Consider the following 17,510-nt stretch of genomic DNA (forward strand, 5'->3'; position numbering starts at 1 on the left):
ACAGCTTGGTTCTAGATGCTTTTGGTCGGCCGCATGTCATGTGAGCGACATATGCATGAAATACGCTCGCGGACTTCGATATCGCGAACTCACATCATTCCTATGCGGCTTGCCTTGACGGGGATTCGGAGCGCTGTGGCGCGGGCGCGGCGATGCGTCGGATCGACGACGATGAAAGCGCCGCTGGCGGCGTTCATGCTCGGGGGAATGACGATGACATTGGCCGCATGCGATGCGGGGGCGCCGGCCGCGGGCGCTGCGGCGACGCTCGCTGCCGCTGCAAGCGCCGCGAGTGGCGCGAGCGCTGCCGTCAGCGGATCGCGCGCGGCCGCGCCAACGGCGGCTTCAGCCACACCGGTCGCCGGCCAGCAGGCCGGTCAAAGCCGCGCGCAAGTCTACGAATCCGTGCGGCAAATGACGGCGCTCGGCAAACAGCTCTTCTTCGATGCGTCGTTATCCGGCTCGGGCAAACTCGCCTGCGCGTCGTGCCATAGCCCGGACCATGCGTTTTCGCCGGCCAATGCGTTGCCCGTGCAACTGGGCGGTAGCGACATGCACCGTACCGGCATGCGCGCCGCGCCCACGCTCAAATATCTGCAATCGGTGCCCGCGTTCGCCGAGCACTATCACGAGTCGGACGACGAAGGCGACGAAAGCGTGGACGCGGGGCCGACCGGTGGTTTGACATGGGACGGCCGCGTCGACCGCGGCGCCGACCAGGCTCGCATTCCGCTGCTGTCGTCGTTCGAAATGGGCAGCACGCCGGCCAGGGTCACGGCCGCGGTGAAAGCCGCGCCGTATGCCGACGCTTTCCGCGCGGCGTTCGGCGCGCGCATTTTCGATAGCGACGAAGCGACGTTCAAAGCCGTGTTGCAGGCGCTCGAAACGTTCGAACAGGCACCCGGGATTTTCTATCCGTACACCAGCAAGTACGATGCGTTTCTGGCGGGCAAGGCGCAACTGACTCAGGCCGAACTTCACGGTCTGCAACTGTTCAACGACGAAACGAAGGGCAATTGCGCGAGCTGCCACATCAGCCAGCGCACGCGGGACGGCGCGCCGCCGCAGTTCAGCGACTTCGGCCTGATCGCGATCGGCGTGCCACGCAATCGCGCGTTGCCGGTGAATCGCGATCCGCATTTTTACGACCTCGGCGCGTGTGGACCGGAGCGTACCGATCTGAAGGGCCGCGCCGAGTTTTGCGGCCTGTTCCGCACGCCGACGCTGCGCAACGTCGCGTTGAAGAAGCGCTTCTTCCACAACGGCATCTACGATTCGCTGGAACAGGTGCTGCGCTTTTACGCCGAGCGGGACACGCATCCGGAGAAGTTCTATCCGGTCGTCAACGGCCGTGTGCGGAAGTTCGACGATTTGCCGCGGCGCTACTGGGACAACCTGAATACCGAGCCGCCGTTCGACCGCAAGCCGGGCGACAAGCCGGCGCTCGACGAGGCGGAAATCAAGGACGTGGTGGCGTTTCTGAATACGCTCACGGATGGATATGAAGCGGGCGGCAAGGTGGTCGCCGAAAAGACCAAGGCAGTCGCCGCGAACTGAACCGATGAAAGAGGACAGCGGCCGCCAGGCCGCGGTTATCAGCCGGTGCCGGCCAGAATGTAATAGCAGGCGACGAGCAGCAGGACGAAGGATGCGAGGAGGCACACGAGCCCGGCGCGGGTCAGCAGAGCGGGCCAGCGCATGCCGGGCACTCTGTCCAGTGGCACGATGCGTCGCGCGAGACCGGTATCGATGCGGATGGAGGCCGGCATGAGCGCCACACAAAGCAGCGCAAGCGCGACGGCGAGCGTTTCGAGGGTGAGATAGACGTTCATCTGAGGTGTTGAATAAGGCTCGCTGGCGCGCTGTGCGCAATAGAGCGATCTTAGGAACACGCCCGATAAAAACATACTTGACGGGTCCGAAAACACGGAGCGCTTGCCATGCCTGATCGTTCGTGTGCCACGGCGGCGCGTGGATCGGGGCGTCGGTGAATGCGGCGAATTTCGCCGCGGCATGGTCACTGCTTCGGCGGCGCATCGAGGTCGGCATGCTATGCTTTTGGGGTCCAATCACGAGCCGCGACAAGCGCGTTCGAGACCGCCCCAAACACTTCTCGAGGAGAATTCTTCATGTCGATGCGAACTCGCGTCCTGCTTCATCTGACCGCCGGCGCCCTGTTGATTGCCACCGCAGTAGGCGCGCAAGCGGCGAATCTCGGTTTTCTGAACGACACGCCGGTCAGCTACATGAAGCAACGCGACGTCGATTCGATCAAGAAGGCCGTCTTCGCCGTGCTGAACGACAAGCAGGACGGCGAAAGCGCGAACTGGCTCAACGAAGGCACCGGCAATAGCGTGAAGATCGACGCCACCATCACCGCCGGGAACACGGCGAAGATGGGTGAGCGCACCTGCCGCGACGTCGGCGTCGTGCTGAATGCGAAGGGGCAATCCATGAACCTGCGCCCGCAATTCTGCAAGCAGGGCAGCGGCAACTGGCAGTTGCAGAAAAAGCACTGAGCATGCGAGCCGGCATGACAACGCGCGTCGGCTTGCCGCGGGTGCGTCCCGGCGCGGGTCATCCGGCCGGCGCGGTGCGCCGATGATGGCCGCGCGGGTCGTCTCCTGCGGCATCGTGCTGCTCGATCCGGACGGGCGAGTGCTGCTTGCGCACGCCACCGAAACGTCGCACTGGGACATTCCGAAAGGACATGGCGAGGAGGGCGAGGCGCCGCACGTCACGGCGCTGCGCGAGATGGTCGAGGAGACCGGCATCGCGATCGAGGCCGGGCGTCTGAAAGACCTCGGCCTGTTCGTCTACCGGCGCGACAAGGATCTGCATCTGTTCGCGGCACGCGCCGAGGCATGCGAACTCGATCTGAGTTCATGCACCTGCACGTCGATGTTTCCGCGCCGCTCCGACGGCACGCTGATTCCCGAGATGGATTCATACCGCTGGGTCGCGCCGCACGAAGTCGAGAAATATGCGAGCCGCAGTCTCACGCGGCTCTTTCAGACCACGCTATCGCTGGCGGAACTGCATCGGTCGTTATAGGCCGCGACGGCGCGCAACCCCGGCGCGCCGGCAGTCGCAAGTTCAATCGGTGTCGATCGCAGCCGGACGCCAGCCGGCCTCAGTCCAGCGCGCGATCGTTCGGATGAGCGAACAGCGCGCGGTTCTGCTCCGACAGCGGGAAATTCAGGTTGATGCCGTGCGGCGGAATTGGCTGCGTGAACCATTGTTTGTACAACCGTTCCGCGTCGCCGGAAATTTGTCCGCGCGCGATCACGCCGTTCACGAGCTTGCGGAGCGGCTCGTCCCCCTTGCGAAACATGCACGCGTAAACCTCGTAGCCGAGCGGCGTGCCGGTCACCACGAAGTCGCCGGGACGCGGGTCGGTCGATTTGAAACCGTAGACGATCGGCTCGTCCATCACGAACGCCACCGCCCGCTCTTCCTTGAGCGCCGCGAATGCTTCCGCGTGATCGCGCGCTGCGGTAATGCGCAGGTTCAGATGCCTGTCTGCGTTGAGACGGCGCAGCAGGCGTTCGTCGGAGGTGCTCGCGGTGGTCACGACCGTCTTGCCGGCCAGGTCCGTAAAATCGCTGATGCCGCTGCTCTTGCGCACGATCATGCGCACCGCGTACTGGAAAAAACTGTTGGAAAAAGCGACCGCGTTTTCGCGTTCCACCGTATGCGTGGTCGAGCCGCATTCCAGATCGATCTGGTTGTTCAGCAGCATCGGCGTGCGGTTCGACGAGGTGACGGTGACTTCATGCACTTGCAGTTGCGGCATGCCGAGCGTCTTTCTGATCTCGTCGACGATCTGCAATGCGATGGTTTGCGAATAGCCGACTGTCTGCTTGCCGTCGAAGTACGAGAAGGGAATCGATGCTTCACGCACGCCGAGTGTGACGACGCCGTCGTCGTGGATCTTTTTCAGCGTTCCGGTGAGCTCTTCGGTGTTGGCGGCGCAGGCGAGCGACGCCGCGCCCAATGTCGCCAACGCCACGAGCGCGCGGCGCGCGCGATGCGCGAAACGTGCGGCACGGGATGAGCGCGCGAGGTGCGCGGCGGCAACGGCGCCCGCATGACGATGCGGTCCGCTTGCCGTGTTCCCTGGAGTCGCTTCGCGGCGGGCTGCAACTTTCATCGGATCTCCGGGCCGGCGCGTGAACATGGCTGCGCCGCGTTTGTCGATAGAACACTGGTAACGAAACGGCGTGCACCCCGTGAGCGGAATGCACGCCGTCGATCAGCGCTGGTCATGCCGCGAGCGGCATCCGCTTCAGCTTACGCCGGCTTGCCCCAACTGTCGCGCAAGCTCACGATGCGATTGAATACGGGTTTGCCCGGCTTCGAATCGACACGGTCGGCGACGAAGTAGCCGTGGCGTTCGAACTGATAGCGCTGCTCGGGCAGCGCGTGGTGTGCGCCCTGCTCGAGGTACGCGTTGACCACGCGTTTGGAATCGGGATTCAGCGCTTCGAGGAAGTCGCGGCCGCCGGCGTCCGGTTGCGGCTCCTTGAACAGACGGTCGTAGATGCGTACTTCGGCCGGGTACGCGGCGGCCGCGCTGACCCAGTGAATGTTGCCCTTCACCTTGTAGTTGTTCGCGCCTTCGGTGCCCGATTTGCTGTCCGGGAAGTAGTTGCAGTGGACCGCGACGACGTTGCCGTTCTCGTCCTTGTCGGCGCCCGTGCATTCGATCACGTAGCCGTAACGCAGGCGCACCTTGTTGCCGGGGAAGAGGCGGAAGTAGCCCTTCGGCGGCGTTTCCGTGTAGTCGTCGCGCTCGATCCACAGCTCGCGTGAGATCGGGAACTCGCGAATGCCCTGTTCCGGATGATGCGGATGGACCGGCGCGCTGCACGGCTCGGTGAGACCCATCGGGAAGTTATTGATGATCAGCTTGACCGGATCGAGCACGGCCGCGATGCGCGGCGCTTTTTCGTCGAGATCGTCACGCAGCGCGCCTTCGAACACGCTCATGTCGATCCATGAATCGACCTTGGTGACGCCGATGCGCTCGCAGAACAACTGGATCGACTCCGGCGTGAAGCCGCGCCGGCGCACGCCGACGATGGTCGGCATGCGCGGATCGTCCCAGCCGTCGACATGGCCTTCGTTCACCAGTTGCAGCAGCTTGCGCTTGCTGGTGATCGCGTAGGTCAGATTCAGGCGCGAAAATTCGATTTGCTGCGGCAGCGGACGCGTGAAGATGCCGGCGTCGGCAAGCTCGTTCAGGATCCAGTCGTACAGCGGACGATGGTCCTCGAACTCGAGCGTGCACAGCGAATGCGTGATGTTTTCCAGCGCGTCCGAGATGCAGTGCGTGTAGTCGTACATCGGGTACACGCACCACTTGTCGCCGGTGCGGTAGTGATGCGCGAAGCGGATCCGGTAGATCACGGGGTCGCGCATGTTGAAGTTCGGCGAGGCCATGTCGATCTTCGCGCGCAGCACGTGCTCGCCTTCCTTGAACTCGCCGGCCTTCATGCGGCGGAACAGGTCGAGGTTGTCCTGCACCGAACGGTCGCGAAAGCGCGACGGCGTGCCGGCCTCGGTTGCCGAACCGCGGTTCGCGCGCATTTCTTCCGCCGACTGGCTGTCCACATACGCCTTGCCGCGCTCGATCAGCAGTTCGGCGAATTCGTAGAGCTTGTCGTAGTAGTCGCTCGCGTAGTAGAGCTGCGATTTGCCGTCCTTTTCCCATTCGAAGCCGAGCCAGCGCACGGCGTCGATGATCGAGTCGACGTATTCGACGCTTTCCTTTTCCGGGTTCGTGTCGTCGAAACGCAGATGGCACACGCCGCCGTAGCTGCGCGCCACGCCGAAATTCAGGCAGATGCTCTTGGCGTGACCGATGTGCAGATAGCCGTTCGGCTCGGGCGGAAAGCGCGTTTCGACGCGCTGGCCCCACTTGCCGCTGCGGTTGTCGTCGTCGATGATGTTGCGGATGAAATTGGATGCCGCTGGCGCGTCGTTGCGTTCGGTATTCATGCGAGAAGGTGAAAGTCTGTCGGGGGTGCGCAATGCGCCCACTTATCCGTTAATTCTACCTGACGAGGCCCTTGGCGGCAGGCGAGTGCGGCGCGCGGCCCATGTTCGGGCGGTTTGCGCGGAAATTCAAGGGCGGGGCCGGGCGCTGTAACAGGAGGTAAAACGTTTTGTCGACGCGCGCGCCGCCGACTTAGGATGCGAGCGGCGCGGAGGCGCGCCGTTCGGGATGCGAGCCGCGCGGGAAGCGCCGCCGCCTTTGAATTTCCGCACAAGCCGCACCGCGCGAGAAGCACGGCAGCCGCCCTTGCAAGACGCACCGCCCATTTGCCACCGCGCCCGAATCCTGTCTGCTCGCGCCCCGTGGCGCCCTTCGTTTCCGGAGTTTCTCGGATGTCAGTCCCGACGCACGACGCGCCTCGCGCGCCTTTCGCTTCTGTTTCCTTCGCCCGCCTCGTCATGGTTTCGGCCGTGGTCGTCGCGTTCGCCGGCAGCGTCGTCACGCCGGCCCCGGCGCTCGCGAAAACGCCGCCGCCGAAGGCCGCGCTCGACGCGTCGGCGGTCGCCGTGCCCGATCGCTACAGCGCGGACGCCGCGCAGCAGATCTTCGCCGCCGGGGGCAACGCGGTGGACGCCGCCGTGGCGATCGCGTTCACGCTCGCGGTGACCGCGCCGGACGCGGGGAACCTCGGCGGCGGCGGATTCATGACCGTGTTCATGGACGGCAAGCCGTACTTTCTGGACTACCGCGAGCGCGCGCCGCAACAGGCGACCCGCGAGATGTATCTCGACGACAAGGGCAACCCGGTGCCGGGCATGAGCGCCGTCGGCCATCGCGCGGTGGCCGTGCCGGGTACGGTCGACGGCATGTGGCAGGCGCAGCGCCGTTTCGGCAAGCTGAAGTGGAAGCAGGTGCTGGCGCCCGCGCTCCGTTATGCCACCGACGGCTTCCAGGCCGAGCCCTGGCTGCAGCAGCGCCGCGACGCCGTGGTGAAGACCTTCGCGGGCAAGACCAACTTCGACGCCTACTTCTCGAATCTCAAGGCGGGCGTGACGTACCGCCAGCCGGAACTCGCGCAAACCCTGGCGCGTATCGCCGACGACGGCGGCCGTGAGTTTTACGAAGGCCGCACCGCCGAACTGATCGCCCAGCAAATGTACGGCCACGGTCTCGTCACCAAACAGGACCTGATTCAATACAAGGCCGTGTGGCGCCAGCCGCTCACCGCCGACTGGAACGGCTACCGGGTGGTCACGGCGCCGCCGCCGAGCTCGGGCGGCGTGGGCCTGATCCAGATGCTGAAAATGAAGGCCGCACTGAAGCAGGCGTTCGACGGTGTCGAGTTGAACTCCGCGCCGTACATCCATTTGATCGCGCAGATCGAGGACCGCGTGTTCGCCGATCGGCAGCAATACATGGGCGATCCGGATTCGTTCAAGGTGCCGGTCGACAAACTGCTCGACGACGCCTACCTCGCGCAACGCGCCGACGAGGTCAAGCCCGACGAAGTGCCGGGCGCGGCGCCGGTGAAGCCCGGCCTCGGCGACGCGATGCCGGAAAAGGCGCAAACCACGCATTTCTCGGTGGTCGACAAGTGGGGCAATGCCGTCTCGAACACCTACACGCTGAACGGGCCATTCGGCTCGGGGGTGGTGGTGGACGGCGGCGGCTTTCTGCTGAACGACGCCATGGACGACTTCGTCACGAAGCCGAGCGGCGCGAGCGCTGCGGGAGCAAGTCAGCCTGGCGTGAACAGCCTCGACACCAACACCATTGCGCCGGGACGCCGGCCGCTCTCGTCGATGACGCCGACGATTCTGTTGAAGGACGACAAGGTGTCGCTCGTGATCGGCACGCCGGGCGGCTCGCGTATCCTGACGTCGATTTTCCAGGTGATGACCGATCTCTACGACTTCAACATGACGCCCACCGATGCGCTCGCCGCGCTGCGGTTCCATCATCAGTTGCTGCCACCGAAGACGATCTACTTCGAGCCGTATCACCCGATTACGGGCGAGCTGGCCGAGCAACTGCAAGGCATGGGCTACGCGCTGGAAGGGCAGTCGTTCAACGGCGACGTGCAGATGATTCGCATCGACGGCACGCTGCCCGAGCCGGCGGCGGATCCGCGCGGCGCGGGTGTGGCTCGCGTGATCCGTTGAAGCGGGCGCCGGCCGCGCGAGCGAAACGAACTGCAAAGCCAACGGCCAGAAAGAATGGCAACGAAGATCGTCGCAAACGGCGGCGGGGAACGCAATGACACAACACGCAACCACACAACAAAACATGACCACACTGGTCCTGCCCGGTTATCAAAACTCCGGCGCCGGTCACTGGCAAACGCGCTGGGAAGCCCTCGATGCCTCGTGCCTGCGGGTGCCAATGCCCGACTGGGATCATCCGGTGCGCGATGCCTGGTGCCGCACGCTCGACGCCGCCGTAGCCGCGGCGCGCGCGCCGGTGGTGTTGGCCGCGCATAGCCTGGGCTGCCTGACGACCGCTTTCTGGGCGGCGCGATATGCGAGCGCGAAGCAGCTTGCGAAGGTGGCGGGCGCGTTGCTGGTGGCGGTGCCCGATCCGTCCGAGGCCCATTTTCCAGAGGACGCGAGCGGCTTTGCGCCGGTGCCGCTCACGCGCTTGCCGTTCGCGAGCATCGTCGTGGCGAGCAGCGACGATCCGTATGGCGGCGTGCCGTTCTCTCAGACCTGTGCGAACGCTTGGGGCAGCCGCTGGATCGACCTCGGTCCGCGCGGCCACATCAACGCCGATAGCGGGCTCGGCGATTGGGAAGAAGGGCGGCGCTGGCTGGCCTCATTCGGCGAGCGAGGTTGAGCCCGACGTTTGTGCCCGCGCCGCGCCGGCAAGCTCAAATCACCGACTGCGCCCGCAGCGCCGCGATCCTTGCCTCGTCGTAACCGAGTACGTCGCGCAAAATGCTCTCGGTGTGCTCGCCGAGCGTGGGCGGATGCGTCAACGCCTCGGGCGGCGTGCCCGTCATATTGATCGGGTTGCGCACCAGCTTGACCGTGCCGCCCGACGGATGCGGCAGATCCACCTGCATGCCGCGCGCCACCACCTGCTCGTTCTCGAACACCTCGCCCAGATCGTTGATCGGCCCACACGGTACGCCCGCCGCCTCCAGCGCCGCGATCCACTGCTGTTTGCCCTGCAGTCGAACCATTTCCGCCAGAATCGGCACGAGAACTTCGCGATGGCGTACGCGGGCCGGGTTGGTGGCGAAACGCTCGTCGTCGGCCAGTTCCGCGCGGCCGCCCGCCTCGACGAATTTGCGGAACTGCCCGTCGTTGCCGACCGCGACGATGATCCAGCCGTCGCTCGTCTGGAAGGTCTGGTAGGGCACGATGTTCGGGTGCGCATTGCCCCACCGCACTGGCGGCTGGCCGCTGGCGAGGTAATTCGAATTCATGTTCGCGAGCATCGCCACCTGCACGTCGAGCAGCGCCATGTCGATGTACTGGCCTTCGCCCGTGCGGTCGCGATGCGTGAGCGCGGTGAGCACGGCGATGGTCGAATACATGCCGGTCATCAGGTCGGCGATCGCCACGCCGGCCTTTTGCGGACCGCCGCCCGGCTGGCCGTCGCGTTCGCCGGTAATGCTCATGAAACCGCCGATGCCCTGCACGATGAAGTCGTAGCCCGCTCGCTGCGCATACGGCCCGGTCTGCCCGAAGCCGGTCACCGAGCAATAGACCAGATCGGGCTTCACTTCCTTGAGCGACGCGTAATCGAGGCCGTATTTCTTCAACTGGCCGACCTTGTAGTTCTCCAGCACCACGTCGCTTTGCGCGGCCAGTTCGCGAATGATCCGCTGGCCTTCGGGCGATGCGATGTCCACGGTGACCGAGCGCTTGTTGCGGTTCGCGGCGAGGTAGTACGCGGCCTCGCGGGTATCCGCGCCGTCCGGCGTTTTGAGGTATGGCGGCCCCCAGTGGCGCGTGTCGTCGCCGACCCGCGGGCGCTCGATCTTGATGACGTCGGCGCCGAAATCGGCGAGGGTCTGCGCGCACCACGGTCCGGCGAGCACGCGTGTGAGATCCAGCACGCGGATGTGACTGAGAGCGCCCATATTCGTCGTTGTCTCCTGGTAGCCGAGGCGGCGCATCTCGCGCCGCGGATGTGAGGCGATCTTAAGCGATTCCGGCACGCGGGTGGAGTCGGCCGAACGTCATAGGACGAACGACGCGCCGGCGATGTCCGATCCGGCTCGACGAATCCTGGCCGAACGGCCAACCCGCACGGCGCGCTGCCGCGCAGGCGCGCCGATCCCGTATAATCGGCCGATTAAGAAACAAACAGTTGGCGCATCCTACGATGCCGCCGGTAACAGCCAGGGAACTGGCAAACCCGTCCCCCGCACGCTATGAAAGCCGCCGAAATCCGCGAGAAATTCCTCAAGTTCTTCGAATCGAAGGGCCATACGATCGTTCGCTCGTCGAGCCTTGTGCCCGGCAACGACCCCACGCTGCTCTTCACCAATTCGGGAATGGTGCAGTTCAAAGATGTGTTCCTCGGCGCGGAGTCGCGTCCGTACTCGCGTGCCACGACCGCGCAGCGCAGCGTGCGCGCCGGCGGCAAGCACAACGATCTGGAAAACGTCGGCTACACCGCGCGTCACCACACGTTCTTCGAAATGCTGGGCAACTTCTCGTTCGGCGACTATTTCAAGCGCGACGCGATCCACTACGCGTGGGAATTGCTGACGGGCGTTTATCAGTTGCCGAAAGACAAGCTGTGGGTGACGGTCTATCAGGAAGACGACGAGGCGCACGACATCTGGGCGAAGGAAGTGGGCGTGCCGGTCGAGCGCATCATCCGCATCGGCGACAACAAGGGCGCGCGCTACGCGTCGGACAACTTCTGGCAGATGGCCGACACCGGGCCGTGCGGCCCATGCTCGGAAATCTTCTACGACCACGGTCCCGAGGTGTGGGGCGGCCCGCCGGGATCGCCTGAGGAAGACGGCGACCGCTACATCGAGATCTGGAATCTCGTGTTCATGCAGTTCAACCGCGACGCCCAGGGCAACATGACGCCGCTGCCCAAGCAGTGCGTCGACACCGGCATGGGCCTGGAGCGTATCGCCGCGGTGCTGCAGCACGTGCACAGCAACTATGAGATCGACCTGTTCCAGGCGCTCATCCAGGCCGCCGCGCGCGAAACCGGCGTGAGCGACCTCACGAACAACTCGCTGAAGGTGATCGCCGATCACATTCGCGCGTGCTCGTTCCTGATCGTCGACGGCGTGATTCCGGGCAACGAGGGCCGCGGCTACGTGCTGCGCCGGATCGTGCGCCGCGCGATCCGGCATGGCTACAAGCTGGGCAAGAAGGGTTCGTTCTTTCATCGCATGGTGGCCGACCTCGTCGCGCAAATGGGCGGCGCCTATCCTGAACTGAAGCAAGCCGAACAACGCGTGACCGACGTGCTGCGCCAGGAAGAAGAGCGCTTCTTCGAGACCATCGAGCACGGCATGTCGATTCTCGAAAGCGCGCTGGCCGATCTCGAAGCGAAGGGCGGCAAGACGCTCGACGGCGAACTCGCATTCAAGCTGCACGACACCTACGGCTTCCCGCTCGATCTGACGGCGGACGTGTGCCGCGAGCGCGAAGTCACGGTGGACGAAGCCGCGTTCGACGAAGCCATGGCGCGCCAGCGCGAACAGGCTCGCGCGGCGGGCAAGTTCAAGATGGCGCAGGGCCTCGAATACTCGGGCGCGAAGACCACGTTCCACGGCTACGAGGAAATTGTCTTCGACGACGCGAAGGTGATCGCGCTGTACGTGGACGGCGCGTCGGTGCGGGAAGTGAGCCACGGCCAGCAAGCGGTCGTCGTGCTAGACCACACGCCGTTCTATGCCGAATCGGGCGGCCAGGTCGGCGACCAGGGTTTGCTCGCCAACGCGAGCGTGCGCTTTGCCGTCGCCGACACGCTGAAGGTGCAGGCCGACGTGGTCGGTCATCACGGCACGCTGGAGCAGGGCACGCTGAAGGTCGGCGACGTCGTGAAGGCGGAAATCGACGCGGTGCGCCGTGCCCGCACGGCCCGCAATCACTCGGCGACCCACCTGATGCACAAGGCGCTGCGCGAAGTGCTCGGCTCGCACGTGCAGCAGAAGGGCTCGCTGGTCGATCCCGACAAGACCCGTTTCGACTTCGCGCATAACGCGCCGATGACGGACGAACAGATCCGCCGCGTCGAGGAAATCGTCAACGCCGAAGTGCTCGCGAACGCGCCGGGCATCGTGCGCGTCATGCCGTTCGACGAAGCGGTGAAGGGCGGCGCGATGGCGCTGTTCGGCGAAAAGTACGGCGATGAAGTGCGCGTGCTCGATCTGGGTTTCTCGCGTGAGTTGTGCGGCGGCACGCACGTGCATCGCACCGGCGACATCGGCTTCTTCAAGATCGTGATGGAAGGCGGCGTGGCGGCGGGCATTCGTCGCGTGGAGGCGATCACGGGCGACAACGCCGTGCGCTTCGTGCAGGACCTCGATGCGAAGATCAACGCGGCAGCAGCCGCGCTGAAGGCGCAGCCGTCGGAACTGACGCAGCGGATCGTGCAGGTGCAGGACCAGGTGAAATCGCTCGAGAAGGAACTGAGCGCGCTGAAGTCGAAGATGGCGTCGAGCCAGGGCGACGAACTGGCCGGTCAGGCGATCGAAGTGGCCGGCGTGCATGTGCTGGCGGCAACGCTCGACGGCGCGGACGTGAAGACGCTGCGCGAGACGGTCGACAAGCTGAAGGACAAGCTCAAGAGCGCGGCCATCGTGCTGGCCTCGGTCGAGGGCGGCAAGGTGAGCCTGATTGCCGGTGTGACGGCCGATGCGAGCAAGCGGGTCAAGGCCGGCGAGCTGGTCAACTTCGTCGCGCAGCAGGTCGGCGGCAAGGGCGGTGGCCGGCCGGACATGGCCCAGGCGGGCGGCACCGAGCCGGCGAATCTGCCGGCGGCGCTTGCCGGCGTCAAGGGCTGGGTCGAGGCCCAGCTTTGAGTCGAGGTTGATGTGTGCCACGCGGGCGCTGCGGTTTTAGCGTCCCGCGTGGTCTGCGATCAGCCGGCATCAACCGCTGTAACCGCTGTAACCGCGGGCGATTCCACCGCATCGTCGCGAGCCAGCAGCGTCTGCTTCAACGCATTGAGCGCCGGCGAAAAATGCCCGCGCCGCCACACGAGAAGCGTCTCGATCACGCCGATATCCGGTAGCGCATGAACCGCGATATTGCTGGCATCGGTCTGCAAATTCAGCACTGACCGTGGCGCCACGGCCACCCCCGCGCCCGCGGCCACGCATGCCACGATTGCGTGATACGAACCCAGCTCCAGCACGCGAGCCGGCCTCACGCCATGTTCCAGATACCAATTCTCGATGTAGCTCCGGTAAGCGCACCCGCGCTCGAACGCGATCAGCGTCGATAGCGCAATGTCCCGCACCTCGTGAATCGGCCGATGCCCGCGCGGCGTCAGCATCACCAGTTCTTCCCTGAACACCGACACCGTCTCGAATATTTCACCGAGCAAGGCCGGATCCGGCGGTGTGGCCACCAAAGCCGCATCCACCTCGAACTCGCGCACCCGTTCGATCAGCTTGCCGGTCGTGCCGGTCTCGAGTTCCAGCGCGACAGCCGGCCACTGCTGGTGATAGCGCGCGAGCAAGGCCGGCAGACGCGTTGCCGCGACGCTTTCCATCGTGCCCAACCGCAAGCGTCCGCTCGGACGGTCCTCGCGAACCGCATGACGCGCCTCGTCAGCGAGCGCGAGCAGACGTTCCGCGTAGGGCAGCAGCGTCTCGCCGGCGGGCGTCAGCACGAGACGGCGGCCGTCGCGGATGAACAGGTCGGTGCCCAGTTGCTGCTCGAGCTGCTTGATGCGCGTGGTGACGTTCGATTGCACGCGATTGAGTTTGGCGGCGGCGCGCGTCACGCCGTTTTCTCGCACGACGGCGCGAAAGATGGTCAAGGCGGCCAGATCCACGATTCTCTCCTAGCGATGGTTGGCATCCAAATTATTCATTTTTCATGATCCAAAGGTCAAGCTAATATGCTTTGAGACCGGTGACCGCCGGGTCCGATATCATTTTTCGCCTGCTCATGAACGATCTCGCTTCCCCCACGCAGCACGTTTCGTCCGAACGGGACGCCGCCCGGCGCGCGGCGCTCGCCTGCATGGTGACGCTGGCCGTGGTCCTCGGTATCGGGCGCTTTGCCTTCACGCCGCTGTTGCCGCTGATGCTCCACGGCGGCGCGTCGGGTCAGCCGCAGATCGATATCCAGCACGGCGGCTGGCTCGCGTCGTTCAACTACGCGGGCTATTTTGTCGGCGCGGTGACCTGCGCGGCGCTGCGGGTCGAACCGGCGCGCATGGTGCGTGCGGGGCTCGTCGCTACCGCCCTGCTGACCCTGGCAATGGGCGTCACGAATCAGTTCTGGGTGTGGGCGGCGGTACGCTTCGTCGCCGGTGCGGTCAGCGCGTGGAGTTTCGTTTTCGCCTCGCAGTGGGGCTTGCGGCGGCTCGCCGAACTGGGCGCGCATGGCTGGGGCGGGGTGATCTATACGGGGCCGGGCTTCGGGATTGCCGGGACGGGTTTGCTGGTCAGCGCCGCCGGCGGCTACGGCGCCACGGCCGGGTGGATCGGCTTTGGGCTGATCGCGGCGGTGCTGTCGATCGTGGTTTGGCCAGTTTTCGGGGCGGCGGCGGGCTCGTCGGCGCGCAGTGGGAGCAGTACGGGCAGTGCGAATGCGCGCGCGGCCGCTTCCGCCGGCGCAACCGATGCAAACCAGCGTGTTGCAGACCGACACGCCACGAGCCAATACGTTGTGGGCTCAAGCGTGGCGAATCCCGCTCTGGCGAATCCGACGCCGGCGGATCCGGCCTCAGCGAACCCGACTGCGGCGAACCCGGCGTCGGCGAACCGGGCCTCGGCGAACCGGGCCTCGGCGAATCCGACTTCGGCGAATCCGGCCTCGGCGAACCCAGCCTCGCCGAACCCAACCTCGCCGAACCGGATCTCGCCGACCCCAACCCCGGCGACCGGAACCCCGCATCGCGCCGACGCCTTCTGGCTGATCCTGCTCTACGGCGTCCCCGGCTTCGGCTACATCATCACCGCAACTTTCCTGCCGGTGATCGCGCGCCATGCGCTGCCGGGCTCGTCGTGGCCCGATCTGTTCTGGCCGATGTTCGGCGCGGCGCTGATGGTCGGCGCACTGCTCGCGGCGCGCCTGCCGGTGCATTGGGATAACCGCACGCTGCTCGCCGGCTGCTATGTGCTACAGGCCCTGGGCATCGCGCTCGGCATCGTCTGGCCGACGGCGGGCGGCTTTTCGCTCGGCAGCATCCTGATCGGCCTGCCGTTCACCGCGATCACGCTGTTCGCGATGCGCGAGGCGCGGCGTCTGCGCGGCGACGACGCGGCCGGTCTGATGGGCTACGCGACGGCGGCCTACGGCGTCGGTCAGATCGTCGGTCCGCTTGTCGCCGCGCCGATCGCTGAACGAACCGGATCGTTTTCGCCCGCCTTGTGGCTGGCGGCGGGCGCGTTGCTGCTGGGCGCGGCCGGGCTGATCGTCGTGACGCGGATGTCGCGCGGACGCGGCCGGATGCCCGCCTGCAACTGCGGTTGAGGGAAGGATCGAGGCGACCGGAGAGGGCATGTTCGCGACCACCGCCGGTTGTCCGCTTGCCGCTGCAACGCATGGCGTGCGGAGCTAAGGGGCGCTCGCCGTAACTGTCACTGGGTGGCCGCTTGCAACTGCGATTAATGGGCGTATCGACGCGACCGTAGCGGACATGTTCGCGACCACCGCCGCTTGCCGCTGCAACGCATGGCGTGCCAAGCCAGGGGCGTTCGCCGTAACCGTCACCGGATTGCGATTAATGGGCGTATCGACGCGTCCGTAGCGAACCTGTCCGCTGTCACCGCCGGTTGCCCGCTTGCCGCTGCAACGAATGGCGTGTCGAACCCGCCGCAAGGCCCATCGCCGCAACCATCGCCGAATGCGCGATTGATACTGCTGCCGACCGCCGCCCCTAAACCGTAAGTGGCCGCGCGCCATCGCCGCGATGGTCGACGCATGCCCCCTCGGCCGCAGCGACCAACGCATCGACCAACGGCAAGTCAAACCGCCACCGGACCGCCACCCAACCCACCGCCAAAAAAACAAATCACCCCGCAGCGCTCTAAAATGACCGCTTTTCCGCCATCTCAGCGCGCCCGTCGCCGGACGCGCCGCCATCCATGCAACATTTCGCGTCCGACAACTACGCCGGCATCTGTCCCGAAGCGCTCGAGGCGCTGATCGCCGCCAACCACAGCGGCCACGAACCGGCCTACGGCGACGACTCCTGGACCAACCAGGTCTGCGACCGTCTGCGCGAACTGTTCCAGACCGACTGCGAAGTGTTCTTCGTGTTCAACGGCACGGCGGCCAATTCGCTGGCGCTCGCGTCGCTGTGTCAGTCGTACCACTCGGTGATCTGCCACGAACTCGCGCACATCGAAACCGACGAATGCGGCGGCCCGGAATTCTTCTCGGGCGGCTCGAAGCTGCTGACCGCGCCGGGCGTCGGCGGCAAGCTCACGCCGGAGGCGATCGAAGCGGTCGTCACGCGCCGCGCCGACATCCATTACCCCAAGCCGAAGGTCGTCACGCTGACCCAATCGACGGAAGTCGGCACCGTCTACAGCGTCGACGAAGTGCGGGCGATCACGGCGACCGCCAAACGGCGTCATCTGAAAGTGCATATGGACGGCGCGCGTTTTGCGAACGCGGTCGCCGCGCTCGACGTGCATCCGTCGGAGATCACGTGGCGCGCGGGCGTCGACGTATTGTGCTTCGGCGGCACCAAGAACGGCTTGCCGGTCGGTGAAGCGGTGGTGTTTTTCGACCGGACGCTCGCCGACGATTTCGCCTACCGGCTGAAGCAGGCCGGCCAACTGGCCTCGAAGATGCGCTTCATCTCCGCGCCCTGGCTCGGTCTGCTCGATAACGACGTATGGCTGCGCAACGCGCGTCATGCGAACGCAATGGCGCAATTGCTGCAGACGCGGTTGCGGGAAATCCCCGGCGTGAGCATCATGTTCTCCGCGGAATCGAACGCGGTCTTCGCGCAGTTGCCCCCGCAAGCCGCGAGCGCGATGCGCACGCGCGGCTGGAAGTTCTACGAGTTCATCGGCGCGGGCGGTTGCCGGCTGATGTGCGCGTGGGACACGCAGCCGGAAACCGTCGAGCGTTTCGCCGCCGAACTGCGGGACTTGTGCGCGGCGTGAGTTCGTATTGGAGTTGGACGCCGCATCGGTGCCGCGCTCGCGTTGAGATCGCGCGTCGACCGCGGTGCTGAAGCCGCATACCGAGCGAAGTGCGATAGCCGCACGTTGAAGTCAGGCGTAAAACCAGCCACGGAACCACCTGCTGAACACCCGCATCGCACGACCTGCACGACCTGCACGACCTGCACGACCTGCACGACCTGCACGACCTGCACGACCTGCACGACC

Annotated in this window: 13 protein-coding genes; 8 read left to right on the forward strand and 5 right to left on the reverse strand. The window is 65.4% G+C overall.

Annotated elements, in window-relative coordinates:
• Positions 1 to 102: 102 nt before the first annotated feature.
• Positions 103 to 1,557, forward strand: coding sequence for a cytochrome-c peroxidase (locus BUE39_RS24030; RefSeq protein ID WP_084561472.1), 1,455 nt, complete (start codon positions 103 to 105; stop codon positions 1,555 to 1,557).
• A 38-nt stretch (positions 1,558 to 1,595) separates the two neighbouring features.
• Here BUE39_RS24030 and BUE39_RS24035 read toward each other — a convergent pair whose 3' ends face one another.
• Positions 1,596 to 1,832: a hypothetical protein gene (locus BUE39_RS24035; protein WP_073431214.1), complete on the reverse strand. Its 237-nt coding sequence runs from the start codon at positions 1,830 to 1,832 to the stop codon at positions 1,596 to 1,598.
• Positions 1,833 to 2,129: 297 nt separating this feature from the next.
• On the opposite strand from BUE39_RS24035, the gene BUE39_RS24040 reads away from it, so the two are divergent.
• Together BUE39_RS24040 and BUE39_RS24045 are read left to right on the forward strand one after the other, a co-directional pair.
• Positions 2,130 to 2,519, forward strand: a complete 390-nt coding sequence (locus BUE39_RS24040) for an RT0821/Lpp0805 family surface protein (RefSeq protein ID WP_073431215.1) — start codon at positions 2,130 to 2,132, stop codon at positions 2,517 to 2,519.
• Positions 2,520 to 2,604: 85 nt separating this feature from the next.
• A complete protein-coding gene (locus tag BUE39_RS24045) occupies positions 2,605 to 3,054 on the forward strand; it encodes an NUDIX hydrolase (protein WP_073431230.1) in 450 nt (149 codons plus the stop codon).
• A gap of 79 nt (positions 3,055 to 3,133) precedes the next feature.
• Here the strand turns inward: BUE39_RS24045 and BUE39_RS24050 are convergent, their stop codons facing one another.
• Both BUE39_RS24050 and BUE39_RS24055 read right to left on the reverse strand, forming a co-directional pair.
• Positions 3,134 to 4,153 (reverse strand): transporter substrate-binding domain-containing protein, encoded by a 1,020-nt coding sequence (locus BUE39_RS24050; RefSeq protein WP_084561473.1) that lies wholly within the window; start codon positions 4,151 to 4,153, stop codon positions 3,134 to 3,136.
• 140 nt (positions 4,154 to 4,293) lie between these two features.
• On the reverse strand, positions 4,294 to 6,003 hold the full coding sequence (locus BUE39_RS24055; RefSeq protein ID WP_073431216.1) for a glutamine--tRNA ligase/YqeY domain fusion protein: 1,710 nt from the start codon (positions 6,001 to 6,003) through the stop codon (positions 4,294 to 4,296).
• Positions 6,004 to 6,393: 390 nt separating this feature from the next.
• On the opposite strand from BUE39_RS24055, the gene ggt reads away from it, so the two are divergent.
• A complete protein-coding gene (gene ggt / locus BUE39_RS24060; RefSeq protein WP_073431217.1) occupies positions 6,394 to 8,163 on the forward strand; it encodes a gamma-glutamyltransferase in 1,770 nt (589 codons plus the stop codon).
• Between the two features lie 124 nt (positions 8,164 to 8,287).
• A complete protein-coding gene (locus tag BUE39_RS24065) occupies positions 8,288 to 8,833 on the forward strand; it encodes an RBBP9/YdeN family alpha/beta hydrolase (protein ID WP_235004927.1) in 546 nt (181 codons plus the stop codon).
• A gap of 34 nt (positions 8,834 to 8,867) precedes the next feature.
• On the opposite strand, the gene BUE39_RS24070 is transcribed toward BUE39_RS24065, so the two are convergent.
• Entirely contained in the window at positions 8,868 to 10,088 is a 1,221-nt protein-coding gene (locus BUE39_RS24070; RefSeq protein WP_073431232.1) for a CaiB/BaiF CoA transferase family protein, read from the reverse strand.
• 294 nt (positions 10,089 to 10,382) lie between these two features.
• Between BUE39_RS24070 and alaS the strand changes: the two genes are divergently transcribed.
• Positions 10,383 to 13,007, forward strand: a complete 2,625-nt coding sequence (gene alaS, locus BUE39_RS24075) for an alanine--tRNA ligase (protein WP_073431219.1) — start codon at positions 10,383 to 10,385, stop codon at positions 13,005 to 13,007.
• A gap of 59 nt (positions 13,008 to 13,066) precedes the next feature.
• Here alaS and BUE39_RS24080 read toward each other — a convergent pair whose 3' ends face one another.
• Entirely contained in the window at positions 13,067 to 13,987 is a 921-nt protein-coding gene (locus BUE39_RS24080) for a LysR family transcriptional regulator (protein ID WP_073431220.1), read from the reverse strand.
• Between the two features lie 116 nt (positions 13,988 to 14,103).
• Here BUE39_RS24080 and BUE39_RS24085 point away from each other — a divergent pair, with 116 nt between their 5' ends.
• Positions 14,104 to 15,636, forward strand: coding sequence for a YbfB/YjiJ family MFS transporter (locus tag BUE39_RS24085; protein WP_073431233.1), 1,533 nt, complete (start codon positions 14,104 to 14,106; stop codon positions 15,634 to 15,636).
• Between the two features lie 614 nt (positions 15,637 to 16,250).
• A complete protein-coding gene (locus tag BUE39_RS24090) occupies positions 16,251 to 17,282 on the forward strand; it encodes a threonine aldolase family protein (RefSeq protein ID WP_073431221.1) in 1,032 nt (343 codons plus the stop codon).
• Positions 17,283 to 17,510 lie beyond the last annotated feature (228 nt).

The organism is Paraburkholderia terricola, from assembly GCF_900142195.1.
GTDB classification, from domain to species: Bacteria; Pseudomonadota; Gammaproteobacteria; order Burkholderiales; family Burkholderiaceae; genus Paraburkholderia; species Paraburkholderia terricola.